The organism is Shewanella sp., assembly GCF_047975355.1.
Classification (GTDB): Bacteria; Pseudomonadota; Gammaproteobacteria; order Enterobacterales; family Shewanellaceae; genus Shewanella.
Map to the genome: position 1 here is coordinate 18926 of NZ_JBKEDJ010000098.1, position 19567 is coordinate 38492.

17 protein-coding genes and 1 riboswitch are annotated in these 19567 nt (G+C 47.1%); of the genes, 11 read left to right on the forward strand and 6 right to left on the reverse strand.

Translation table 11 applies throughout. From position 1 onward, the window contains the following. The first annotated feature begins 39 nt into the window (after positions 1-39). Genes ACK5NH_RS20255 through ACK5NH_RS20270 form a run of 4 tightly spaced genes read left to right on the forward strand, consistent with a single transcriptional unit; the run spans position 40 to position 3373 of the window. Positions 40-987 (forward strand): hypothetical protein, encoded by a 948-nt coding sequence (locus ACK5NH_RS20255; protein ID WP_416922986.1) that lies wholly within the window; start codon positions 40-42, stop codon positions 985-987. After that, positions 980-1288: a hypothetical protein gene (locus ACK5NH_RS20260; protein WP_416922988.1), complete on the forward strand. Its 309-nt coding sequence runs from the start codon at positions 980-982 to the stop codon at positions 1286-1288. Before ACK5NH_RS20255 ends, ACK5NH_RS20260 begins: the two co-directional genes overlap by 8 nt. Position 1289: 1 nt before the next feature. Continuing rightward, on the forward strand, positions 1290-3158 hold the full coding sequence (locus ACK5NH_RS20265; RefSeq protein WP_416922990.1) for a hypothetical protein: 1869 nt from the start codon (positions 1290-1292) through the stop codon (positions 3156-3158). Then, complete coding sequence (locus ACK5NH_RS20270) at positions 3155-3373, forward strand: hypothetical protein (RefSeq protein WP_416922992.1); 219 nt, start codon at positions 3155-3157, stop codon at positions 3371-3373. Before ACK5NH_RS20265 ends, ACK5NH_RS20270 begins: the two co-directional genes overlap by 4 nt. Before the next feature lie 36 nt (positions 3374-3409). On the opposite strand, the gene ACK5NH_RS20275 is transcribed toward ACK5NH_RS20270, so the two are convergent. After that, positions 3410-3676, reverse strand: coding sequence for a DUF6953 family protein (locus tag ACK5NH_RS20275; RefSeq protein ID WP_416922994.1), 267 nt, complete (start codon positions 3674-3676; stop codon positions 3410-3412). A 4-nt stretch (positions 3677-3680) separates the two neighbouring features. Continuing rightward, complete coding sequence (locus tag ACK5NH_RS20280) at positions 3681-3893, reverse strand: YodC family protein (RefSeq protein ID WP_416922996.1); 213 nt, start codon at positions 3891-3893, stop codon at positions 3681-3683. A 751-nt stretch (positions 3894-4644) separates the two neighbouring features. Between ACK5NH_RS20280 and ACK5NH_RS20285 the strand changes: the two genes are divergently transcribed. Next, positions 4645-5895: a dicarboxylate/amino acid:cation symporter gene (locus ACK5NH_RS20285; protein ID WP_416922998.1), complete on the forward strand. Its 1251-nt coding sequence runs from the start codon at positions 4645-4647 to the stop codon at positions 5893-5895. A gap of 45 nt (positions 5896-5940) precedes the next feature. Here ACK5NH_RS20285 and ACK5NH_RS20290 read toward each other — a convergent pair whose 3' ends face one another. Continuing rightward, the gene (locus tag ACK5NH_RS20290) at positions 5941-6429 is read right to left on the reverse strand and encodes a TIGR00645 family protein (protein WP_011621445.1); all 489 of its coding nucleotides are present in this window, start codon (positions 6427-6429) and stop codon (positions 5941-5943) included. 586 nt (positions 6430-7015) lie between these two features. Here ACK5NH_RS20290 and ACK5NH_RS20295 point away from each other — a divergent pair. After that, positions 7016-7585, forward strand: coding sequence for a DUF7010 family protein (locus tag ACK5NH_RS20295; RefSeq protein ID WP_416923000.1), 570 nt, complete (start codon positions 7016-7018; stop codon positions 7583-7585). 770 nt (positions 7586-8355) lie between these two features. Beyond that, positions 8356-9387, forward strand: coding sequence for a tetratricopeptide repeat protein (locus ACK5NH_RS20300; protein WP_416923002.1), 1032 nt, complete (start codon positions 8356-8358; stop codon positions 9385-9387). 804 nt (positions 9388-10191) lie between these two features. Here ACK5NH_RS20300 and ACK5NH_RS20305 read toward each other — a convergent pair. Continuing rightward, positions 10192-11184: a class 1 fructose-bisphosphatase gene (locus ACK5NH_RS20305; RefSeq protein ID WP_374920595.1), complete on the reverse strand. Its 993-nt coding sequence runs from the start codon at positions 11182-11184 to the stop codon at positions 10192-10194. Between the two features lie 296 nt (positions 11185-11480). Between ACK5NH_RS20305 and ACK5NH_RS20310 the strand changes: the two genes are divergently transcribed. Beyond that, a complete protein-coding gene (locus tag ACK5NH_RS20310; protein ID WP_416923004.1) occupies positions 11481-13772 on the forward strand; it encodes a S9 family peptidase in 2292 nt (763 codons plus the stop codon). A 315-nt stretch (positions 13773-14087) separates the two neighbouring features. Here the strand turns inward: ACK5NH_RS20310 and arcA are convergent, their stop codons facing one another. After that, positions 14088-14804, reverse strand: coding sequence for a two-component system response regulator ArcA (gene arcA, locus ACK5NH_RS20315; RefSeq protein WP_416923006.1), 717 nt, complete (start codon positions 14802-14804; stop codon positions 14088-14090). Positions 14805-15390: 586 nt separating this feature from the next. Between arcA and ACK5NH_RS20320 the strand changes: the two genes are divergently transcribed. The 3 genes from ACK5NH_RS20320 (at position 15391) to ACK5NH_RS20330 (ending at position 18852) form a co-directional block, all read left to right on the forward strand. Beyond that, positions 15391-15825 (forward strand): DUF3293 domain-containing protein, encoded by a 435-nt coding sequence (locus ACK5NH_RS20320; protein ID WP_416923008.1) that lies wholly within the window; start codon positions 15391-15393, stop codon positions 15823-15825. 235 nt (positions 15826-16060) lie between these two features. Beyond that, positions 16061-16235: riboswitch (Lysine riboswitch) on the forward strand. A 144-nt stretch (positions 16236-16379) separates the two neighbouring features. Next, positions 16380-17735, forward strand: coding sequence for a lysine-sensitive aspartokinase 3 (gene lysC, locus ACK5NH_RS20325; protein WP_416923010.1), 1356 nt, complete (start codon positions 16380-16382; stop codon positions 17733-17735). Position 17736: 1 nt separating this feature from the next. Continuing rightward, on the forward strand, positions 17737-18852 hold the full coding sequence (locus tag ACK5NH_RS20330; RefSeq protein WP_416923012.1) for a succinylglutamate desuccinylase/aspartoacylase family protein: 1116 nt from the start codon (positions 17737-17739) through the stop codon (positions 18850-18852). Positions 18853-18906: 54 nt separating this feature from the next. Here ACK5NH_RS20330 and ACK5NH_RS20335 read toward each other — a convergent pair. Continuing rightward, on the reverse strand, positions 18907-19567 hold a 661-nt coding region (locus tag ACK5NH_RS20335), incomplete at its 5' end, for a CorA family divalent cation transporter (RefSeq protein WP_416923014.1).

A 19567-nucleotide genomic window follows, 5' to 3' on the forward strand; every position in this document is an offset into this window, starting at 1 on the left:
GTAGCCCATTTGAAAATATCGAATTAGGAGATAACCACTATGTCTTTACCTGTAACGGTATACCGCTGGGATGATGCTGGGGCGCCACAACTCACCAATGGTAAACCCTCTGAGATTATCGCGATTTTAAAAAAGTGCTTGGTCGAGGGCTATGGCACGAAAGCGGGGGCGGGTTGGTCAGTCGCCTTTGAAAATGCCGCGGCGTTTAAGATAGCGTTTCGCAACTCAACCACTGAGGCCAGTGGCGGCTTTGTGCAGTTTTGGAGTGTAGATGGTACAGATGCAAACTCAGGGAATATGCGCTTTCGCGGCGCTAAAAGCATGACGGCACTCGATACGTTTATCGATGCTCAGTACCAAATGCAATTTAGCATTTCGACAGTAGTTGACTACTGGGTATTGATTGCTACCTCAGCGGGATTTTGGTTTTTGAGCACCAGCACATTAACAAACCCAAACCCATCGACTAACGCAAAAGGTTTGTTTTTTGTTGGTGATTTTGACGCCTTTACTGCAAATGATCCGGGTAGATTTGTGAATATCATGAATGGTGTTACCTCTGATATGACAAGTTACTCATGGAGTCTTTCCTTTGAGATAGCTATTAGTGGCTCAACGACAATATGTAAAGTCTATGATGCTGATGGCAGTGCAAACTTTGCTAATTATAAGATGGATCCACGTTATAACGTTGGAACACAGACGATTGCAGGCGTGCCTACTGGTGATAGGGTATTCTTTCAACCGCTTATTATATCAACTGTTGCTAACGTTGATGCGAATGATCGCCTTGGCGTTATTAATACTAACAGCATTATCCAACCGTATATTAGGGGGAAAGTCCCGGGATTATTGCATTCTCCCTCAACTGGATACAGCGACCAACCATGGCCTGTAATTGAATCCATTAATGGTCAACAGCATATGCTAATGCCAGGTTATCGATTCGGCCGAACTTGGATTAACTTGGAGACTTGGTATGCCTAACAAAGTCTTATCTGATATTGTGGTAAAGCGCTCCGGTGTTAGATCGTTGGCATTGCTTGCACTCACAATGGACGCTAACGCTGAACGTTTTCTGTTGATTGACCGCCGATCTTTCACGGTATTGCACGCAGGCATTAGACCGCCCAGTAAAGTGGCCAAGGTATTAATGCCTCAGGAGTTGGCTACGGGCCATTATTGTATTGTCGGCATTGCTGATGACGATGGCGTTTATGACTGCAAATTTACTGATGGCCTGATGTTAGAGCTGGTCGATGCCAATACCGTCAATATGAGTCAATAGCATGGCCGTTACGCTGCGTTTTAGTAAGCTGGCCAAACCCAAAACCTCACCCATAACGTTAACCTTTGGCGATGATGGCATTGCGCTGAACTTTGACCAGCCATGGCTCGCTAAAACCTCGCCGATCACCTTACGCTTTGATGGCAGCGATGACACAGGCGAGCCCGATCCAGAGCCAGTACCGCAGGTGTTAGGGATTGCTGTGGGCTTAAGTTGGCAGGCCATAGCGGCGATTGAACAGCATATTGCCCTTAACCACCATGCCAGCAAGGCCGAGCAGCGCATAGTTACTGCGTGGCAAGGTGATAAGGTCGAGGTGCATAATCGCATGGCATGGGCCTCTCATCCATTGGGTACCAGAGTGGCTATGCCATGGCAGGTGAGGTTGCGCCATACTCGGCAAATCAGCCTAAGGTGGTCACTACCGCCAATACGTGAACGCCGCACGGCGATTGCTTGGCGCCTCGGAACGCCACGCCAAACCCGTACTAAGATTGGCTACCACTGTTATCCAGCGGTTTACCTGCGTACTCGAGCAAATTGGTTGACCGGGCCACAGTGCCAAGGCATCACCCATCTTGCATGGCAGGGGGATAGTGTCAAAACGGCAACAAATGTGCAGTGGGGCTACCCACGCCCTCGTTGGGTTTGTTCTGACCGCTGGCTTGATTTTGCGCCTAAGGGTAAGGTCACGCTGCTATTTGATAGGCCATTAGTGCCAAAGGCTGCGCCTATCACGTTGCAGTTTGATCAAGTGCCCATGGTGTGCCACTGGGATAACGGCGGCGGCCCAATCAACGCCAACCCGACATTACCCCCCATCGACTTTAAGATCCCCATTGAACCGCAAATTAGAAGGAGTTATCTCATGCAGCCGCAAATCAGTTGTGTTCGGGTAAGTGACGGTGCTGTGGTGGTGCTGAAATCGGTCTCTATTGCTAAGTCGCGTTCCCAATGGGCAAGCAGCGGCACTGTGGTTTTTTCATCCAGAATTGATGCCGAGCGAGCGGCCAATGAACTGCTAAAAATCAGCATTAACGGCTATGACATTTATCTGCTGTGCGAGTCTCCAAGCGAGTCCAAAGGCTTTGGCAAGCAAAGCTTTAGTGCTGCTTGCAGAGGTCGTTTAGCGTTGCTGGCCAGCCCTCATAAGAAAGCGGTTAACTATGTGAATATGGTCCCCCGCAGTTTTATCGGTTTGATGTCTGACATTGTGGCTAACACTGACTGGTCGATTGCCAGCCAAATCACCGATTTTACTGTCCCTGCGAATGCCTTCAGTTACGCCACTAAAACGCCTGCAGAAGCGCTTAACATGATGGCGACAGGAATTGGGGCCATGCTCGATGTGAATGATGAAACCCAAACGATTACCGTGATCCCCCAATGGCCCGTGGTGCCTTGGAACACAGCAAGCGCGGTACCCGATGTGATTCTACACGATGGCGTGATCCTCGATTTTAGTGAACAAGTGGATATTCGACCCGATGCTAATGCGGTGTTTGTGAGGGGAGAGCAGCAGGGCGTTGCAGCAAAAGTGAAACGCTTCGGGACGGCAGGCGACAACTTTTGTGTTGATATAGTGGACAAGTTAATCACTGATAACCAAGCCGCCAGAATGCGAGGCACTACTGAGTTAGCCAACGCAGGTAATAAAGTGCAGACCTCAATTCGCACTAAGGTGTTAGCGGATTTACCACCCATGCGCCCAGGCATGTTGATTGGAGTTCGTAAAGGTGCCGAGGTGTTTAAGTCGGTCTGTGAGGCGTGGAGTATTAGCGCGTCGGTAAGTGAGTCCACTGGCCAAGTGACAGTGAATCAAACCGTGACGTTATTACGTAATAAGGACGCTAATGGAGTCGCGGCATGAATATCTACCAACGCTTAGCGAACCTAAACCCTAAGCCACAACGCAGCGTGGCGACTGTAGTTAACGTGGCGAATGGCACGACGACAGTGCAGCACGCCGACGGCAGCTATCAAGCCGTATTGGGTGACTCAGTGGCCAGCGGCAAAGTGTATATCGTTGATGGGCAGATCCAAGGCCAAGCCGCCGATCTGGCTTATGTAGAGATTGAAGTGTAGTTGAGAGTTTAAAGGCCCTTAAAAGGACCTTTAATATTAACCCCGTGCGATCCTTCCTGGTTCATCTTCTGCAACTCGCCAACGCCAGTAAAAATCAGAACGAACCCAAACGACATTATCTGGTGTCGCAAGCTGAAAAGCCTTTAAAACTTGCGAGGATAACACCAAGTTACCATCGGCGTTCTCTCGCAATAAAGTTTCGTCTCCACCTTTAACGATGTAATCAACAACATCATCCTGATAAACGCAACCGTCTTGCTTAAGCTTAGCTAACATCCAACTGGAAACTTCAGAGGGCATCATTTTATTAGCTCTTCTTTTTCACTAACTCCAGGGATGCCTCAGGGAAATTCCCTAATTCAAGTTTCTTACCAGCAAACCACTGTGCATTGTAAGAACCCTCAAAGGCATTTGTAGGAAAAATGTTGCAAACTTCATATATCGTCATGTCGGGCCCACCGCTTGTGAGCTTAACAATATCACCTAGTCCAAACAGTGGGTTTCTATCATTTGTTGCCATTATGCGCCCCTTGAATTGTTAATAAATTGTTTGCTCTTAAGATGTGGGGACGAAAAACAAACAAACAAGGGCTGCCTAAAAAAAATACAAATTTATGTGAAGGGAGTCAATATATCAGGTAAGACACAATCGACGTCTCATATATTGATTGGGGACTGTAGATCAATATGATGCCTTTATCTTTGTTATGAGCACGAGTGCAAATGGAAGTTATCAAAAGAGTAAAGGCGGCTTAACTAGGTGTTAAACGCCTTTAGTTTTTCTCATTTAGACAAAATTATTTCTCAGTTCGCTCGCCGCGCTACAACAGCAGCACCTGCTGGCTCATCGGCTTGAGCTAGTGCTACTGGCATATTGTTAGCCATTACCCTTCATCATCTCTCTGTAAATAGCCTAATTTATAGTTTTTAATTCTAATTAAATTATTTATTTGGTTTTTAAATCTAGTGTGATTCAAGCAAACCTCGCAATTTGTGTTTATTTTGTTGTAATTTTGTTTGTATTTTGATTTTTTAATTAAAGATTTAATCGAGTGCTTATTAATCTCTGTTTTTATTTTCTATAAAAATCATTTAGATACAAAAGTTTTGTGATGCATTTGGCTTAATTAAAAATGAAATAAGTAAATTTATTCATTGAATTTACTGCCAGCATGTTTCACTATCCCCGCCTGAACCGAAAAGGGAATGGCGATTTTGCTCATCAAGGAAGATGAAGAATAAAAGATGAGCTATTTGGGGAAACCATAAGCATGATTAAATCACTTTCGACACGGATCTTTATCGGCCTATTTGCGGGACTTATTCTTGGCACCTTAGTACAGTATTTCTTAAACGACGTTGGCTTCTTTTCTGGCAATTTAGTCGAACTGGCTGGCGGCGTCGGCACTATGTTCGTCAATATGATCATGATGTTGGTCGTGCCTCTAGTGTTTGTCAGTATCGTTTGCGGCGTGTGTGAGCTGCAGGACTTAAAAAGCTTTGGGCGTCTTGGCGGCAAAACCTTCGGCTTTTACATAGTCAATACCGTGGTCGCTATCTCGACGGCTCTATTAGTCGTATTACTGCTCGACCCAGGTAAAGGCGTCGATATGAGCAGCACAGATGCCGTCGCCATTACCGCGACCGAACTTCCGAGCTTGATGGCTTTGTTGATTGATATAGTGCCGCGCAATCCAGTAGCGGCTTTTATGTCGGGCAATATGCTGCAAGTGATCTTTATGGCACTGATGCTGGGCGGGGTGATTAAATCCCTCGGCGAGCATGTGGCTGGTGCGGTACAAGGCTTTCAAACCGCCAATAAAATCATGATGAAGCTGATTTCTGTGGTGATGAGTCTTGCTCCTTACGGGGTGTTCGCGCTGATGTTTAAATTAGGCGCCACCTTAGATGCCGCGGTATTTATGAGTGTGCTCGAATATGTCGTGATCATTCTGGCGCTGCTGTTATTGTGGATTTTTGTGGTCTATCCGCTGGCAGTGGGATTCTTCACACCGATTTCGGCCAAGAGCTTTCGCGAGAAAACCCAAGAGCAAGTACTGTTTTCCCTGTCTACTGCCAGCTCTAATGCCACTATTCCTGTGACTATGCGCACCCTAACTGAAAAGCTTGGAGTTAATCGCGCCGTGGCAGGCTTTGGCGTGCCGCTTGGGGCGACCATGAATATGGGCGGCGTGGCGATTTATATCACGATTGCGATTTTCTTTGTTGCCAATGCCTTCGGTATGCCAATCACCAGCGAGCAATTGCCATCGCTACTGTTTAGTATCTTCCTGTTATCCGTTGGCGCGGGTGGTGTGCCCGGTGGCGGCATGGTGATGATTGGTGTATTAATCCATCAAATGGGCTTGCCGATTGAAGCCTTTGCGATTGTGGCGGCGCTGGATCGCATCATCGACATGGTGCTGACTTCCTGCAACGTAGTGGGGGATACGGCGGTATTGACCATAGTCGATCAAACCGAAAAGACCCATCAAGTCGAGCTAGTCGATAGCGAGTCTTAAATCGCACAACTAAAAAAGCCACTGATAACAGTGGCTTTTTATTGATTATTTACGAGTCATTTTATCCAAGTAACCCATGGCAAATGCCGACACCACAAAGGTGATATGGATAAGTAGGTACCACATAATCTTGTCGTTATCGATATTCTTCACATCCATAAAGATTTTCAGCAGGTGAATTGACGAAATCGCCACAATCGACGCCGCCACTTTGTTTTTCAGTGAGCCTGAGTCCAATTTACCTAGCCAGCTGAGCTTCTCACTGTCTTCGCCGACATCTAACTGCGAGACAAAATTCTCATAGCCAGAAAACATCACCATCACAATCAGGCCGCCCACTAGAGTGATATCAATCAGTGATAGGGTGACCAGCACCAGATCCACTTCGGTCATCTCAAAAATGATTGGCAGAATATGGAAGATCTCTTGGAAGAATTTAATGCCTAAGCCTAACAGCACTAGACTCAGCCCCAAGTAGATGGGCGCCATAATCCAGCGTGATGCATACATTAGCCTTTCAAATATTTTTTCCATATGAAGCAAATCCTTAGTGGTTAAAGCTTAATAATCGAATCTATGAAGCCAAAACAATAACATACTGAGTTAACGCCGCGCTATCGGCCAATCGCAAAGGCGTGAGGTATCGCTAAGTCCTAGATATGGCTTAGCTGATTTGGTTTTACGGCCTTACGGCCGAGGTGAGTTAGGGTCATGGGTTTTCACCCCACATCCGATGTGTGGGCTGAAAACCTGAAAGAGTTATGCCTGTTCTGTTTTTTCGTTTTTTTCTATTGAAAAGTTTCATCTGTCCTATCTTCCCCTTGTGGCTTCTGGCTAAAGTATTAACCCATTGCCTGCCGCAGGCTTTCGCACTGTTACACCAGTGACTCGCTGTAAATACGTCCCTGTAAGCTCTACTAAAACATCCCTGTTTTAGAAGGTCACTGGTGCAACAATGCCAGTTTTGGTGTAACCGTTGAGTGAAGAGTTATGCTTGTCCTGTTTTTTCGTTATTCCTACTTATAAATGACATTTGTCATCCGTAATTGCTGACAACTCACACTGCCGTGATTTAGCGGATGCAAGGATACTTAAGTCATACCAACAAGGAGGCTTAATCATGCAACATCAATCACTGGATCAACAACTTATCGAATACCGCCAAAAACGTGCTTTAGCTATGCCCTTATCAGGCATGATTGTATGGACGCTATTGTTTATCTTGAGTTTTATTCTGCCAGCATCGCAAATGGTGATGGCAACATTTATCGGCACGGGTTCTATTGTCTACCTTGCTATGGGAGTCTCGCGTCTCACCGGTGAAAATATCTCCTTCAAGAAAAGCGCTGATCGTAATTGGTTTGAGACTGTGTTTTTGGCTGCGATGGGGATGAGTTTTTTAACCTTTAGCATCAGTATTCCATTTTTTATGGAAAACTATTTAGCCTTGCCCTTCGCCCTTGCTGTACAAACAGGGTTAATGTGGTTAGTTTTCGGCGTGTTAGCGGCGCAAAAGGTGGCCATTGTGCATGCGATTGTGCGCACTGTGGCTTGCGTGGCTGCCTTTATGTTGTGGCCTGAGTTGAGTTTTCAGCTTCAACCTTTGATTGTGGTGGTGTGTTATGGTTTTTCGATTCCACTCATGGAACGTCGTTGGAAGATTCAGCAAAATCTTTGTGTTGCAAGTTAGTAGGGCGTTTCAGTTTCCACTGATGTGTAGAAGAGCAATACGGCCTTCGGCCGAGGTCGGTTAAAGTCGCGGGGCTTTAACCCATACCTTATGTAGAAGTTTAGTGATTGCGGCCTAACGGCCGAGTTGAATCAAAGTCGTGGGGCTTCACCCCACTCCGGATAATAATGCTGGTTTGTTTAGCGTTTGAATTGGCAAGGTTATCGCTGTGGGTATGTGAATGATTGCGGCCTTTCGGCCGAGGTGAATCAAAGTCGTGGGGCTTCACCCCACACCCGACCAAGAAGGGATCAACAGCAATTCCCTCTTAGATCTCCCTTGCCGCCCCTAGCGAAGTTATATGCATTGGTTAGTGGCTTCGAGCTTATTCAAAAATCGCTAACGCTTCCGATGGGGCGTCCCTTCCCCCCGAAAGCTACGCAGACTTCCTGTCTGCGTCACGCGATTTTCTTCAACGCCCTTCAGCAACTTCGCAGGGGAAGGTGAACTTCTGTTGCCTTGGTGTTAGCTGTTAGTCCTAAAGATTTGTACCTGTCCCATCTTTCTATTCTCATCCACCTTCTTAATTTACCGCGCCAAAATATTTTTCGGTAAATAGGGCCTCGATTTTTCTGGATGAAAAATGTTGATAGCACACTGGGGGAATGCTAACTTATTGGCATTATTGAATTATTTATTCGTATCATACCAATATCTAACTCTATACGGTTAGGATTTTATTAGAAGTGCGGGTATTACACTGTTAGCTTTACCTCTAGTGAGATAGTCAGATGAGATGGAAAGAAATAATAATTGGCGCAATTTTAACTCTTATAATTACAATCATAGGCGGTATTACAGTCTGGAAATTCACGAAAGAACCTCACAAGCCAGATCCAAAAGCAGTCGTAATTATTGAGGCGGACTCGCCATCGCAGTTCAAGTCTGATTCTAAGATTTTGATATTTAATACGTTCCGAGTCGGCAACCTTGGCGATAAAATCGCTGAAGACGTTATCTTGTCAATTGAGTTCCCAGAAGATACAAAAATCACTGACTTCTCTATTTCCAGCTCGTCGGGTGCAGCAGCCAGAAAAAATCTGAAAGAGATTGAAGGGAAAGTACACGAGAAAATAATTTCTATTAATTCTTTGCTCCCTGAAGAAACAGTAACTGTCTCAATACTCACAAGTGAGTACATGGAAAAGGAATTACATGTTTCAGGAAGATATAGTGAAGGCCTAGTTCAAAAGGGATTCCTTTCAAAGCGAGTGAGCTTGGATGACCTTCTGGAAAAAGGTCCACAGGCAGAAAAGGCAGCGCTTGCGGCACTACTGATGGGCGTCCTTTTGGCTTTTATGATTAATCGACTTAAAAATGACTTGGGAGGCTCCAGAAGTGTCAATAACTCAGCTTTTATGCTTCTCCATAATGAGCTAATTGAAGAGGCTGAAACGATCCTAGAAAAAGACATGTATCAACGAGGTTCAACCGCGTACGAAATGGCTAATTTGGGACTGTGTAAAGCGTTAACGGGAGATAAAGATGCTTCCGAAAAATATTTTTCCGCGGCCGAGCTTTACTCTACATCAAAACAAATTAAGGCACTTGTTGCGTTTAATCGAGCTATTGTAAGTTTTGAATCTGATAAATTTGATGATGCTAGACATTATTTCGAAAGTGCAGCTACCCTTGCAAATCGGAGAATTAAACTCTACGTAAAATGCAGCAAGTTTGGTTTCAAGCTTGCTGCACACTTTCCAGAGTTTTCTGAGTTTTTACCATCAAAAGCTAACAAGTTAAAGCACTCGGACGCAGCATAGCTGCGCCAGTGTTTGAAGCGTTATAGGCACATTATGAATCGAGTAGGCCTTTTACTCTCCAGTATATTTTTCATATTTGGGTGCTCAAATGAGCCTCAAGAATTGACGCCTGAAATGCGAGAGCGAGCTACGGCTACCGTGATTAAATATCTAAATGGTCACAACCTTCCGAATGAAAATCTAGAAGTTTCAATTTCTCAAAATAGAGATATTGCTGACTTCTCTTTTATGTATAAAGGCGGTGGCCGATGCATAAACTTTATTGTTAAGTGTTATGGCAGTACTTGCATTGAACTCCAGTCCTATCCGTATGATAGATATGGCGAAAAGTGCCCATAACAAGTATGAAAGATCTGATAGGTACAATTCTTTCAGAATTTACAGCCCATACAGCAGTAACAGGAGTTCACCTTCCCCTGCGAAGTTGCCGCGGGGCGTTGGAATAAAGTGCGTGAGTCCGGTCATGGATGACCGGCTAGCTTTCGCAGGTACAGGGACGTTGCCTTCGGAAGCGATAGCAATTTATCCATAAGACCAAGGCTAGTCTCTAATGCATGTAACTTCGCTAGGGACGCCGAGGGATTTCCAAAAGGGGAACAGGCGTTTTTCCCCTTTTGGTCGGGTGTGGGTTGAAGACCCACGACTTTCTCGGCCGTCAGGCCGCAACAACTAACGTGAAATTCCAGCCACAACTTATACGGCCTTTCGGTCCTATGTTCCGCAAATTGTCGCGTAATGCGACAACAAAAAAGCCACTGTGGTCAGTGGCTTTTATCATAAAAATCAAAATCTAATCGATTCGGCTTAGTCCAGACTTGGTTCTTCACTGTAATCCAAACCGTGGTAGCTTAGGCAAGCGTCCACTTCATTGGCGCTACCGAGGATAACCGCTACGCGTTGGTGAATTTGCGTCGGTTGAATATCCAAAATGGTTTCATAACCCGTCGAGGCTTTACCGCCAGCTTGCTCGACTAATAAGGCCATTGGGTTGGCTTCGTACATTAAACGCAGCTTGTATGGCTTTTTCGGATCTTTATTGTCGGTTGGGTAAGTAAAAATACCGCCGCGAGAAAGTACGCGGTGCACGTCACCCACCATGGCGGCAATCCAGCGCATGTTGAAGGATTTTTCGCGCGGGCCAATTTTGCCTAGCAGTAAATCGGCTATGTAGGTCTGCATTGGCGCTTCCCAAAAACGTTGGTTCGACATGTTAATGGCGAACTCTTGTGTGTCTGGGCTGATGCTCATGGCCGCGTTGGTCAGTAAAAATTCGTTGGTTTCTGGATGCAGGGTAAAGAGTTGCACGCCTTGGCCTGTGGTGAGCGCGAGCATAGTTGATGGGCCGTAGAGCACATAACCAGCGGCTAACTGATTGCGACCCGATTGCAGGAAGCTCGCCTCGGTTAACTCACCCTGTGGTGCGGGTAAAACAGAGAAAATCGTGCCGACCAGCGAGTTGATATCGATATTCGATGAACCATCTAAAGGATCGAAACACACCAGATATTGACCATTGGCGCTGACTTCCACCACATGATCTTCTTCCTCAGAGGCTAAGCCGCGCACTGTGCCGTCGGCTTTTAATGCATCTTTGAGCATATCGTTGGTGATGATATCCAGTTTTTTCTGGGTTTCACCTTGCACGTTTTCCTGTTCGGTCGCGCCTAACACGCCAGCTAAGGCACCGTGGCGCACGGCATGGCTGATGGCTTTGGAGGTGTCGGCTAAGGTCAAAATCAGTTGCGAGAGGGATTCGTTCACTGCCTTTGAGGTTAAGTGCTGGGCAAGAGTCTGCATGTTAGGTCCTTTAGGGGTTCAACATTGAGGTCAATTTCATTATTTGCCGCGAATAATAACTCAGTTAGTCGACAATTTCAGCGATGTTGCTGTGGGTTTTGCGCAATTTAGGTTGTTAGCATTATCTCTTATCGCAAGGCGGTGTTGGTTATCTTGAAAATTGAGCGAACTTAAGGAGTTCGCCAGCTAATTTGTATCTGTATATTGCTTGCGCTTTTTATTTAGGCTTTGCCTTGGCACAATGACGGCAGTTTTTGATCGCCACCTAAAGGCGAGTATGCTTCCAAGGAATAATAATGACTAAAAATGGGTTAGCTTCTTCCCTGCGCTCGGTGACATTGGGCGCCTCATCCCTACTGATAGCGAGTCAACTGGCCATGGTTTCTAGCGCGATATTGACCCCCGCCTATGCGCTTGAAGGCGGCACAACGCCGCTGACTATTGAGCGCATGAATGCTTCGCCTGCCTTGGCGGGCACGAGTCCCCGTGGATTAAAGTTATCCCCAGATGGTCAAAGAGTGACCTATCTTGCGGGACGTAAAGACAACCAGAACTTTTACGATCTCTGGCAGATGGACGTGAAGACGGGCGAATCTAGCCTGTTGCTAAACGCCGATAAACTGGCGAGCAATGAGTTATCCGATGAAGAAAAGGCCCGCCGCGAGCGCCAACGTATTTATGGCGAAGGCATTATGGAATATTTCTGGGCGGACGATAGCAAGGCGCTGTTGATCCCTGCCTCGGGTAATCTGTATTACTTCTCTTTAGCGGATAACATCGTCAGCCAACTGCCGATAGGCGAGGGCTTTGCCACGGATGCGCGCCTATCGCCTAAGGGTAACTTTGTGTCCTTCGTGCGGGACCAAAATCTGTATGTGCTCAATTTAGCGACTAAAAAGCTTGAGGCCATGACCACAGACGGTGGCGGTGCGATTAAAAATGCCATGGCGGAATTTGTCGCCCAGGAAGAAATGGATCGCATGACGGGTTACTGGTGGGCGCCCGATGAGTCGGCCATCGCCTTTACCCGTATCGATGAGTCTGGCGTTGAGTTAGTCACCCGCAATGAAATCTACGCCGATGGCATTAAGCTTACCGAGCAGCGTTATCCGGCGGCGGGTAAAAACAATGTCGAGATCCAACTGGGTGTTGTGACCCTTAATAATAAAGCCATCAATTGGGTCACCTTAAGCGATGATAAAAATAAGGATATTTACCTGCCTCGCGTCGATTGGTTACCCGACAGCAAGCATTTATCCTTCCAGTGGCAGAGCCGCGATCAACAAAAATTAGACCTGCAACTGGTGGCGCTCGATGCGCTGACCCAGCCGAAAACCTTAGTCAAAGAGCGTAGCGATGCTTGGGTGAATCTTAACAATGACCTGCACTTCTTAAAGCAACAGTCGGCGTTTATATGGGCCTCGGAGCGTGACGGCTTTAATCATCTGTATTTGTTTGACCTAAAAGGTAAGCTGAAGACGCAATTGACCAAGGGTAATTGGGCGGTCGATGAGCTGGAATATATTGATGAAACCGCAGGTTGGGTGTATTTCACTGGCCGCAAAGATACCCCTATCGAAAAGCATCTCTACCGAGTGCCGTTAGCGGGTGGCAAAGTTGAGCGGGTGAGCAGCGAGGCGGGGATGCACAATCCGGTATTTGCCGATAGTCAAAGCGTGTATCTGGATTACTTCAATAGCTTATCTCAGCCACCACAGATCAGTTTGCACGGCGATAAGGGCCAACACTTGGCGTGGGTGGAGCAGAACCAAGTCAAAGCCGGTCATCCTTTGTATGACTATGCTGGCGTTTGGCAATTGCCTGAATTTAAAGAGCTCAAGGCGGAAGACGGCCAAGTCTTGCAAACGCGCCTCTTTAAACCTGTGCCCTTCGATGCGACCAAAAAGTACCCCGTGGTGGTGCGTGTTTATGGCGGCCCCCATGCGCAATTGGTAACCAATAGCTGGAGTGAGCAGGATTACTTTACCCAATACTTGGTTCAGCAAGGTTATGTGGTATTTCAACTGGATAACCGTGGCAGTGCCCACAGAGGCACTCAGTTCGAACAGGTGATTTACCGTCATTTGGGTGAAGCGGAAGTGAACGACCAAAAGGTTGGCGTCGATTATCTGCGCAGCTTGCCCTTTGTCGATAGCAAGAACGTGGCGATTTATGGCCACAGCTACGGCGGTTATATGGCCTTGATGAGCCTGTTTAAGGCGCCGGATTACTTTAAGGCGGCGATTTCGGGCGCGCCCGTCACCGATTGGCGTTTGTATGACACCCACTACACCGAGCGTTATCTTGCCCATCCCGCGAATAATGAGCAGGGTTATGAAGCCAGTAGCGTGTTCCCCTATGTGAAAAACTATCAGTCGGGGCTGTTGATGTACCACGGCATGGCCGACGATAACGTGTTGTTTGAAAACAGCACTCGCGTGTATAAGGCGTTGCAGGACGAAGGTAAACTGTTCCAGATGATTGATTATCCTGGCTCTAAGCATTCGATGCGCGGTGAAAAAGTGCGTAATCACTTATATCGCTCGCTGGCGGATTTCCTCGATAGACAGCTTAAAAGCGGAAAATAACTCACAGCAGAGCGCTGTTTAGACAAGCTATGGCAGTTATCTAAGAGTGAGGCTAACACCTCACTCTTTTTTACACTAGGTATTTGGCTACCACCTTAGCTAACACCTAAGTTAACGCTGCGGATAGCACTTGGCCGTGATTAAGTGCTCCATTCCAATCGATGCGCTTAATGTCTGCGATGGCTATTCAAGTTTGGCGATTCAAGCTTAGGTTGATTGGTTGGGATAAAGCGGGGCAGAGGATTTGCTATTTTGCAGGGATAAAAAACCAGATCCGAGGATCTGGTTTTTTATTATTCAAACGGACTGCGAAGATTAGTCTTCTAAGTTACCGCAGAAACGGTAGCCTTCACCGTGGATAGTCGCGATGATTTCTGGCGTATCTGGCAAGCTTTCGAAGTGCTTACGGATGCGACGGATAGTCACGTCAACCGTACGGTCGTGTGGCTTTAACTCACGGCCAGTCATCTTCATCAGCAGATCGGCACGAGTTAAGATTTTGCCTGGGTTTTCAACAAAGTGCAGCATAGCGCGGAATTCGCTACGTGGCAGTTTGTAAGATTCACCCAGTGGGCTAACCAGAGAACGGCTATTGATCTCTAGGCTCCAATCGTTGAAACGGTAGTATTCGACAGAGCTCTTTTCTTCGACTTCGTTACCAGCGCTATTCACACGAGTCAGAAGGTTGCGAGCACGAATCGTCAATTCACGTGGGTTGAACGGCTTGGTAATATAATCGTCCGCGCCAATTTCAAGTCCAAGGATTTTGTCGACTTCGTTGTCACGGCCTGTCAGGAAGATCAGACCGATGTTGTTGATTTCACGTAATTCACGTGCCAACAACAGACCGTTTTTACCTGGTAGGTTAATGTCCATAACCACGAGGTTAATTTTGTTTTCCTGCATAGCCTTATGCATTTCTGCGCCATCATTGGCCTCAGTTACCACATACCCTTCTGCCTCGAAAATACTTCTCAGCGTGTTACGGGTAACGGCTTCATCTTCAACGATCAGAATGTGCGGATTTTGCATATTAATTACCTAAATTTTAACCAATTTTATTCTAACCATAAGGACCGCTTACATCGGGTACTTATATTCATAAAATGTTGATACTTCCTCTAACTACTCTGTGCTTCAAAGGAAAGATCTTTACGGCGACACGTCAGGATGTATATAAAGTGCACGTTTAAAGTGTAATACGATAAAACGTAACCAGTATCAACTTCGATAAGCAATAGTTATAAATAGTTCCTTAACTATTGTTTTTTTTAAAATGTTTAAATGATAAATCAAATGTAGAACACATTTTAAAAGATGTCTGGCTAGCATAGGGTGATTTCACAGAGGAATCTAACAAACCCTTGTCAAGATTAAGCAAACTTAATGTTATCTGCTCAACTAGCCAATGGTGACATTGTACTCGTTTTAGGCATTTGTTAACAAATGAAATGTTAACAAATTTCTGGAGGAGGCGCTGATTTACCATGATATTTACTTTAGTTATTGATTAGTATAACTAATGTATTTTTAATTCTTGTGACCTAGTTCACGCCTCTTTGGATTTTGAAGGCGCTCTGCTACACTAGCTCGGGTTCATTTTTCGACTAGACAACCAATGGACAACATGACTCAAGATTTGTGGCAGCATTACCAGAAGCCTTTGTTTTTGCTTACTCAAGCATTATCCTGTGATTTTTCCTTTGCTGTAATTACCGCCCATAATCCCGCTTCAACTATCCTCAGTCCCAGCCAAAACCGTTTACTCGACCGCCAACTTCTCCGTGATATTGAATTACTCGGCAGCCCCTACCGTGCAATGATTGGTGCATCGCCGGATTTATCCCATATGGAGAAGAGTTGGGCCGTGTTCGTCGATAGAAGCATGGCTCTGCAGTTGGGTAAAAAGTTTAACCAATACGCCATCTACATGGTGGAAAAGGGCGAGGTGAGTTTAGTGCCTTGCACCTTAACCGGGCATGATGAAGTGTGCTTAGGCCAGTTTAAGGACTATGTTCGTTTGGTTTACGAGCTGCCCGACTTAGCGAACTAACCACAGCAAGTTTATTACCGCTTTCTGACTCAGCTTTGTCTGTCAACGGCAAGGCTAGGTTAGCCTCTGTTTAAATCCTTGTTTACTCTAAATCTAACCCCTGAGCTTATTGGCTTGCTGCCTATAAATTCCTATTGTTTTTAAAAGCGTTTATTGAATTTGTTTATACGATGTGAAATTAGGATTGACTTCATTAGGGGTTTATTGCTACTTTTTTCGTCCCTTTCCGGCGGAAAGGAACAGAAGAGGAGCGTTAACTAGGTAGTCAGTCAGAGGAGCACAAACTCCAGCGATGATTGATGAGGGAGATTAACGCCGAGGCATAGATATGGTTGCTGCATGTTTATGTCGGTCGTTCAGGCTGAATCCTGACGATTGTCACCTGTAATTGGTGGAGAGCTTCTGGTGACGATTGCTGTTTCCCTTCTTTTGGGGTGCGTTATCATTGAGCACCAGGCTCTTCGAACGAAGTTGGTTCGGAGCGTAATCATGTTAGTTAATCAAAATCTTATCCTAGTTTGTGCCGTGTCTTCTGCTTCTGCGGAGGTGCGCTAATGTCTCTTGTTGTCGCAAAATTTGGTGGTACCTCAGTCGCCGATTACAGTGCAATGAACCGCTGCGCGGATATCGTACTGGGCAATTCTGATTGCCGTTTAGTGGTGGTTAGCGCCTCCAGTGGCGTGACTAACCTCTTGGTTGAACTTACCCAAGAGTCGATGAATGACGATGGTCGTTTACAGCGCTTAAAGCAAATCGCGCAAATTCAATACGCTATCTTAGATAAACTGGGTCGCCCCAACGACGTAGCCGCGGCATTGGATAAGCTGCTAAGCCGTATGGCGGTATTGAGCGAAGCGCTGGCCTCCCAGCGCAGCAAGGCCACCATGGATGAGTTATTGTCCCTTGGCGAGCAGTGTTCATCGGCATTATTTGCGGCGGTATTGCGGGAAAAAGGCGCCAACTCGAGTGCCTTCGATGTGCGCCGAGTGCTGCGCACCGACAGCCATTTTGGCCGCGCCGAGCCACAGGTTGAGCAAATTGCCATTCTCTCTCGTGAGCATTTACTGCCGCTGTTATCTGAACAAGTGATTGTTACTCAAGGCTTTATTGGTTCTGATGAAGCCGGACAAACCACCACGCTTGGCCGTGGCGGTAGCGACTATTCTGCGGCATTGTTAGCCGAAGCCTTAAAAGCCTCTGCGGTTGAGATTTGGACCGATGTGGCTGGGATTTACACGACCGATCCTCGCCTTGCGCCAAACGCCCATCCTATTGCCGAAATCAGTTTTAACGAAGCCGCCGAAATGGCGACTTTTGGTGCCAAAGTGCTGCACCCTGCGACGATCCTGCCTGCGGTGCGCCAACAAATTCAAGTGTTTGTCGGCTCGAGTAAGGAGCCTGAAAAGGGCGGCACTTGGATCCGTCATCAGGTTGAAGATGCGCCCGTGTTTCGCGCAGTTGCGCTGCGCCGCGACCAGACGCTACTCAATTTACACAGCCTGCAAATGTTGCATGCACAGGGCTTCTTGGCTGAAACCTTTGCCACATTGGCAAGACATAAGATCAGCGTCGATTTGATCACCACCTCAGAAGTAAACGTATCTCTGACCCTAGATAAAACCGGCTCAGATTCGAGCGGCCAAGGGCTGTTGAGTGTGGCGCTGCTTCAGGAATTATCACAACATTGCCGCGTGCGTGTTGAAGATGGTTTAGCACTGGTGGCTATTATCGGTAACCGCATTGCCACCACTGCGGGCATTTGCCGCCGGGTGTTTGAAGTGCTAGAGCCCCACAATGTGCGCATGATATGCCAAGGCGCCAGCCCGCACAACTTGTGCGTATTAGTGGCCGAATCCGAAGCCGCGCAAGTGGTCAAGGCCCTGCACGAAAACCTGTTCGAAGGCGCGTAATATGCAACCGACTGCGTCGTCTTTAACCATTGGGGAGCTTGCCGCAGGGCAAGCACTCACTCTGCCGATTTACCACTTTAAGTCAAGTGGTCGTGTCTCGGGCCCTAAAGTGTATATTCAGGCCAATGTCCACGGCGCCGAGGTGCAGGGGAATGCGGTGATTTTTCAATTGATGAAGCAGCTTGAGCGCTGCGACATCTTAGGGGAAATCACTTTAGTACCCTTGGCGAATCCGCTGGGGATCAATCAAAAGAGTGGCGAGTTTACGTTGGGGCGTTTTGACCCTATCACAGGGGTAAACTGGAACCGCGAGTACTTAAATCACTCGATTGATTTACCCGCTTGGTACAGCGAACATGCCGAGCTTAGCGATAGCGCGCTTATTCAAGCTTATCGCAGCACTTTAGTCGAGGCGTGTCAGCAGCGTTTGCGTAACGAGTGGGGCGTGACCACGGGTCACACATTAGCGGTTAACCTACAGGCCATGGCCCATGAAGCGGATATCGTCTTGGATCTGCATACCGGGCCTAAATCCTGTAAACACTTGTATTGCCCTGAATATGACCTTGCAGCGGCGCAGTATTTCTCGATTCCTTACACCTTAGTGATCCCCAATAGTTTTGGCGGGGCTATGGATGAAGCGGCATTTTGCCCTTGGTGGCAATTGAGTGAAGTCGCTAAAGCTAAGGGGCGAGAACTTGAGATTGCCGTTTCAGCCTTTACCTTGGAACTTGCGAGCCAAGAACGCATTTGCCTTGAGGACGCCTTAGTTGATGCCAAGGGGATTTTGGCCTATTTGAGTCATCGCGGGGTGATCGCCGAGCGAGTCGCGCCCGCAAAGATGCCGCGTTTTGGCTGTTATCTTAAGGATTACAAAAAGTACCATGCGCCCATGGCGGGATTAGTGGAATATGTGGCGCCCGTGGGAGAGCCGCTGGCGGCGGGTGAGACCTTAGTCAATCTGCTGCGCCTTGACTTATATGGCAGTGAGCAGGAGCTGACGGCGCTAAGCTTGCCGCAGGATTGTGTGCCCATACTCCATTTTGCCTCGGCGTCAGTGCATCAAGGCACCGAGCTGTATAAAGTCATGACGAATCTGTTTGAGTTGCCGCAGTAACGGTAATGCGTAAAACAAAACGCCAATCTTGAGATTGGCGTTTTTTATCTAATTTTACAGCCACTTAAAGCGATAGAATAGTGCCATTTGCAGGGCGACCAGCGAGATAAGAATGCCGCAGAAGGTCGCAAAGGCCCAGGTGTTATCCGCACCGGGAATGCCACCAATATTCACCCCAAGCAAGCCGGTTAAAAAGCCCAGCGGCAAGAAGATTGCTGAGACTAAGGATAAGAAATACAAGCGCTTGTTTAGCTGCTCCGATTGTTGGCTGAGTAATTCTTCCTGAGTCACATTGGCTCTGTCACGCAGGGCGTCTAAGTCTTCGATAGTACGAATAAGCTTATCCGTGGTTTCGCGCATCTTGAGTCTTTCGGGCTCGTTAAACAGCACAAATTGTTCTGCGAGCATCTTGAGATAGGCTTCTTTCTGCGGGCCTAAGTAGCGGCGCAGTGCCACGGTTTGCCTGCGTAGCTCGGCGATATCAGTGCGTAAATCTTTCACATTGCCAGAGACCACTTGTTCTTCTAACTCAGATAGTTGCTCTTCGAGTGTGTCGATAAAATCCACTTTACGGGTGGTGAGTCTTTCACAAACGGCGACGATAAAGTCCCCCGTGGTGGTGGGGCCTGCGCCTTCCATGATGAGTTCGGCGACATCTTTGACTGAGAGCAGCTCGCGATCGCAGGTAGAGATAATCCGCTGTTTATCGGCATAA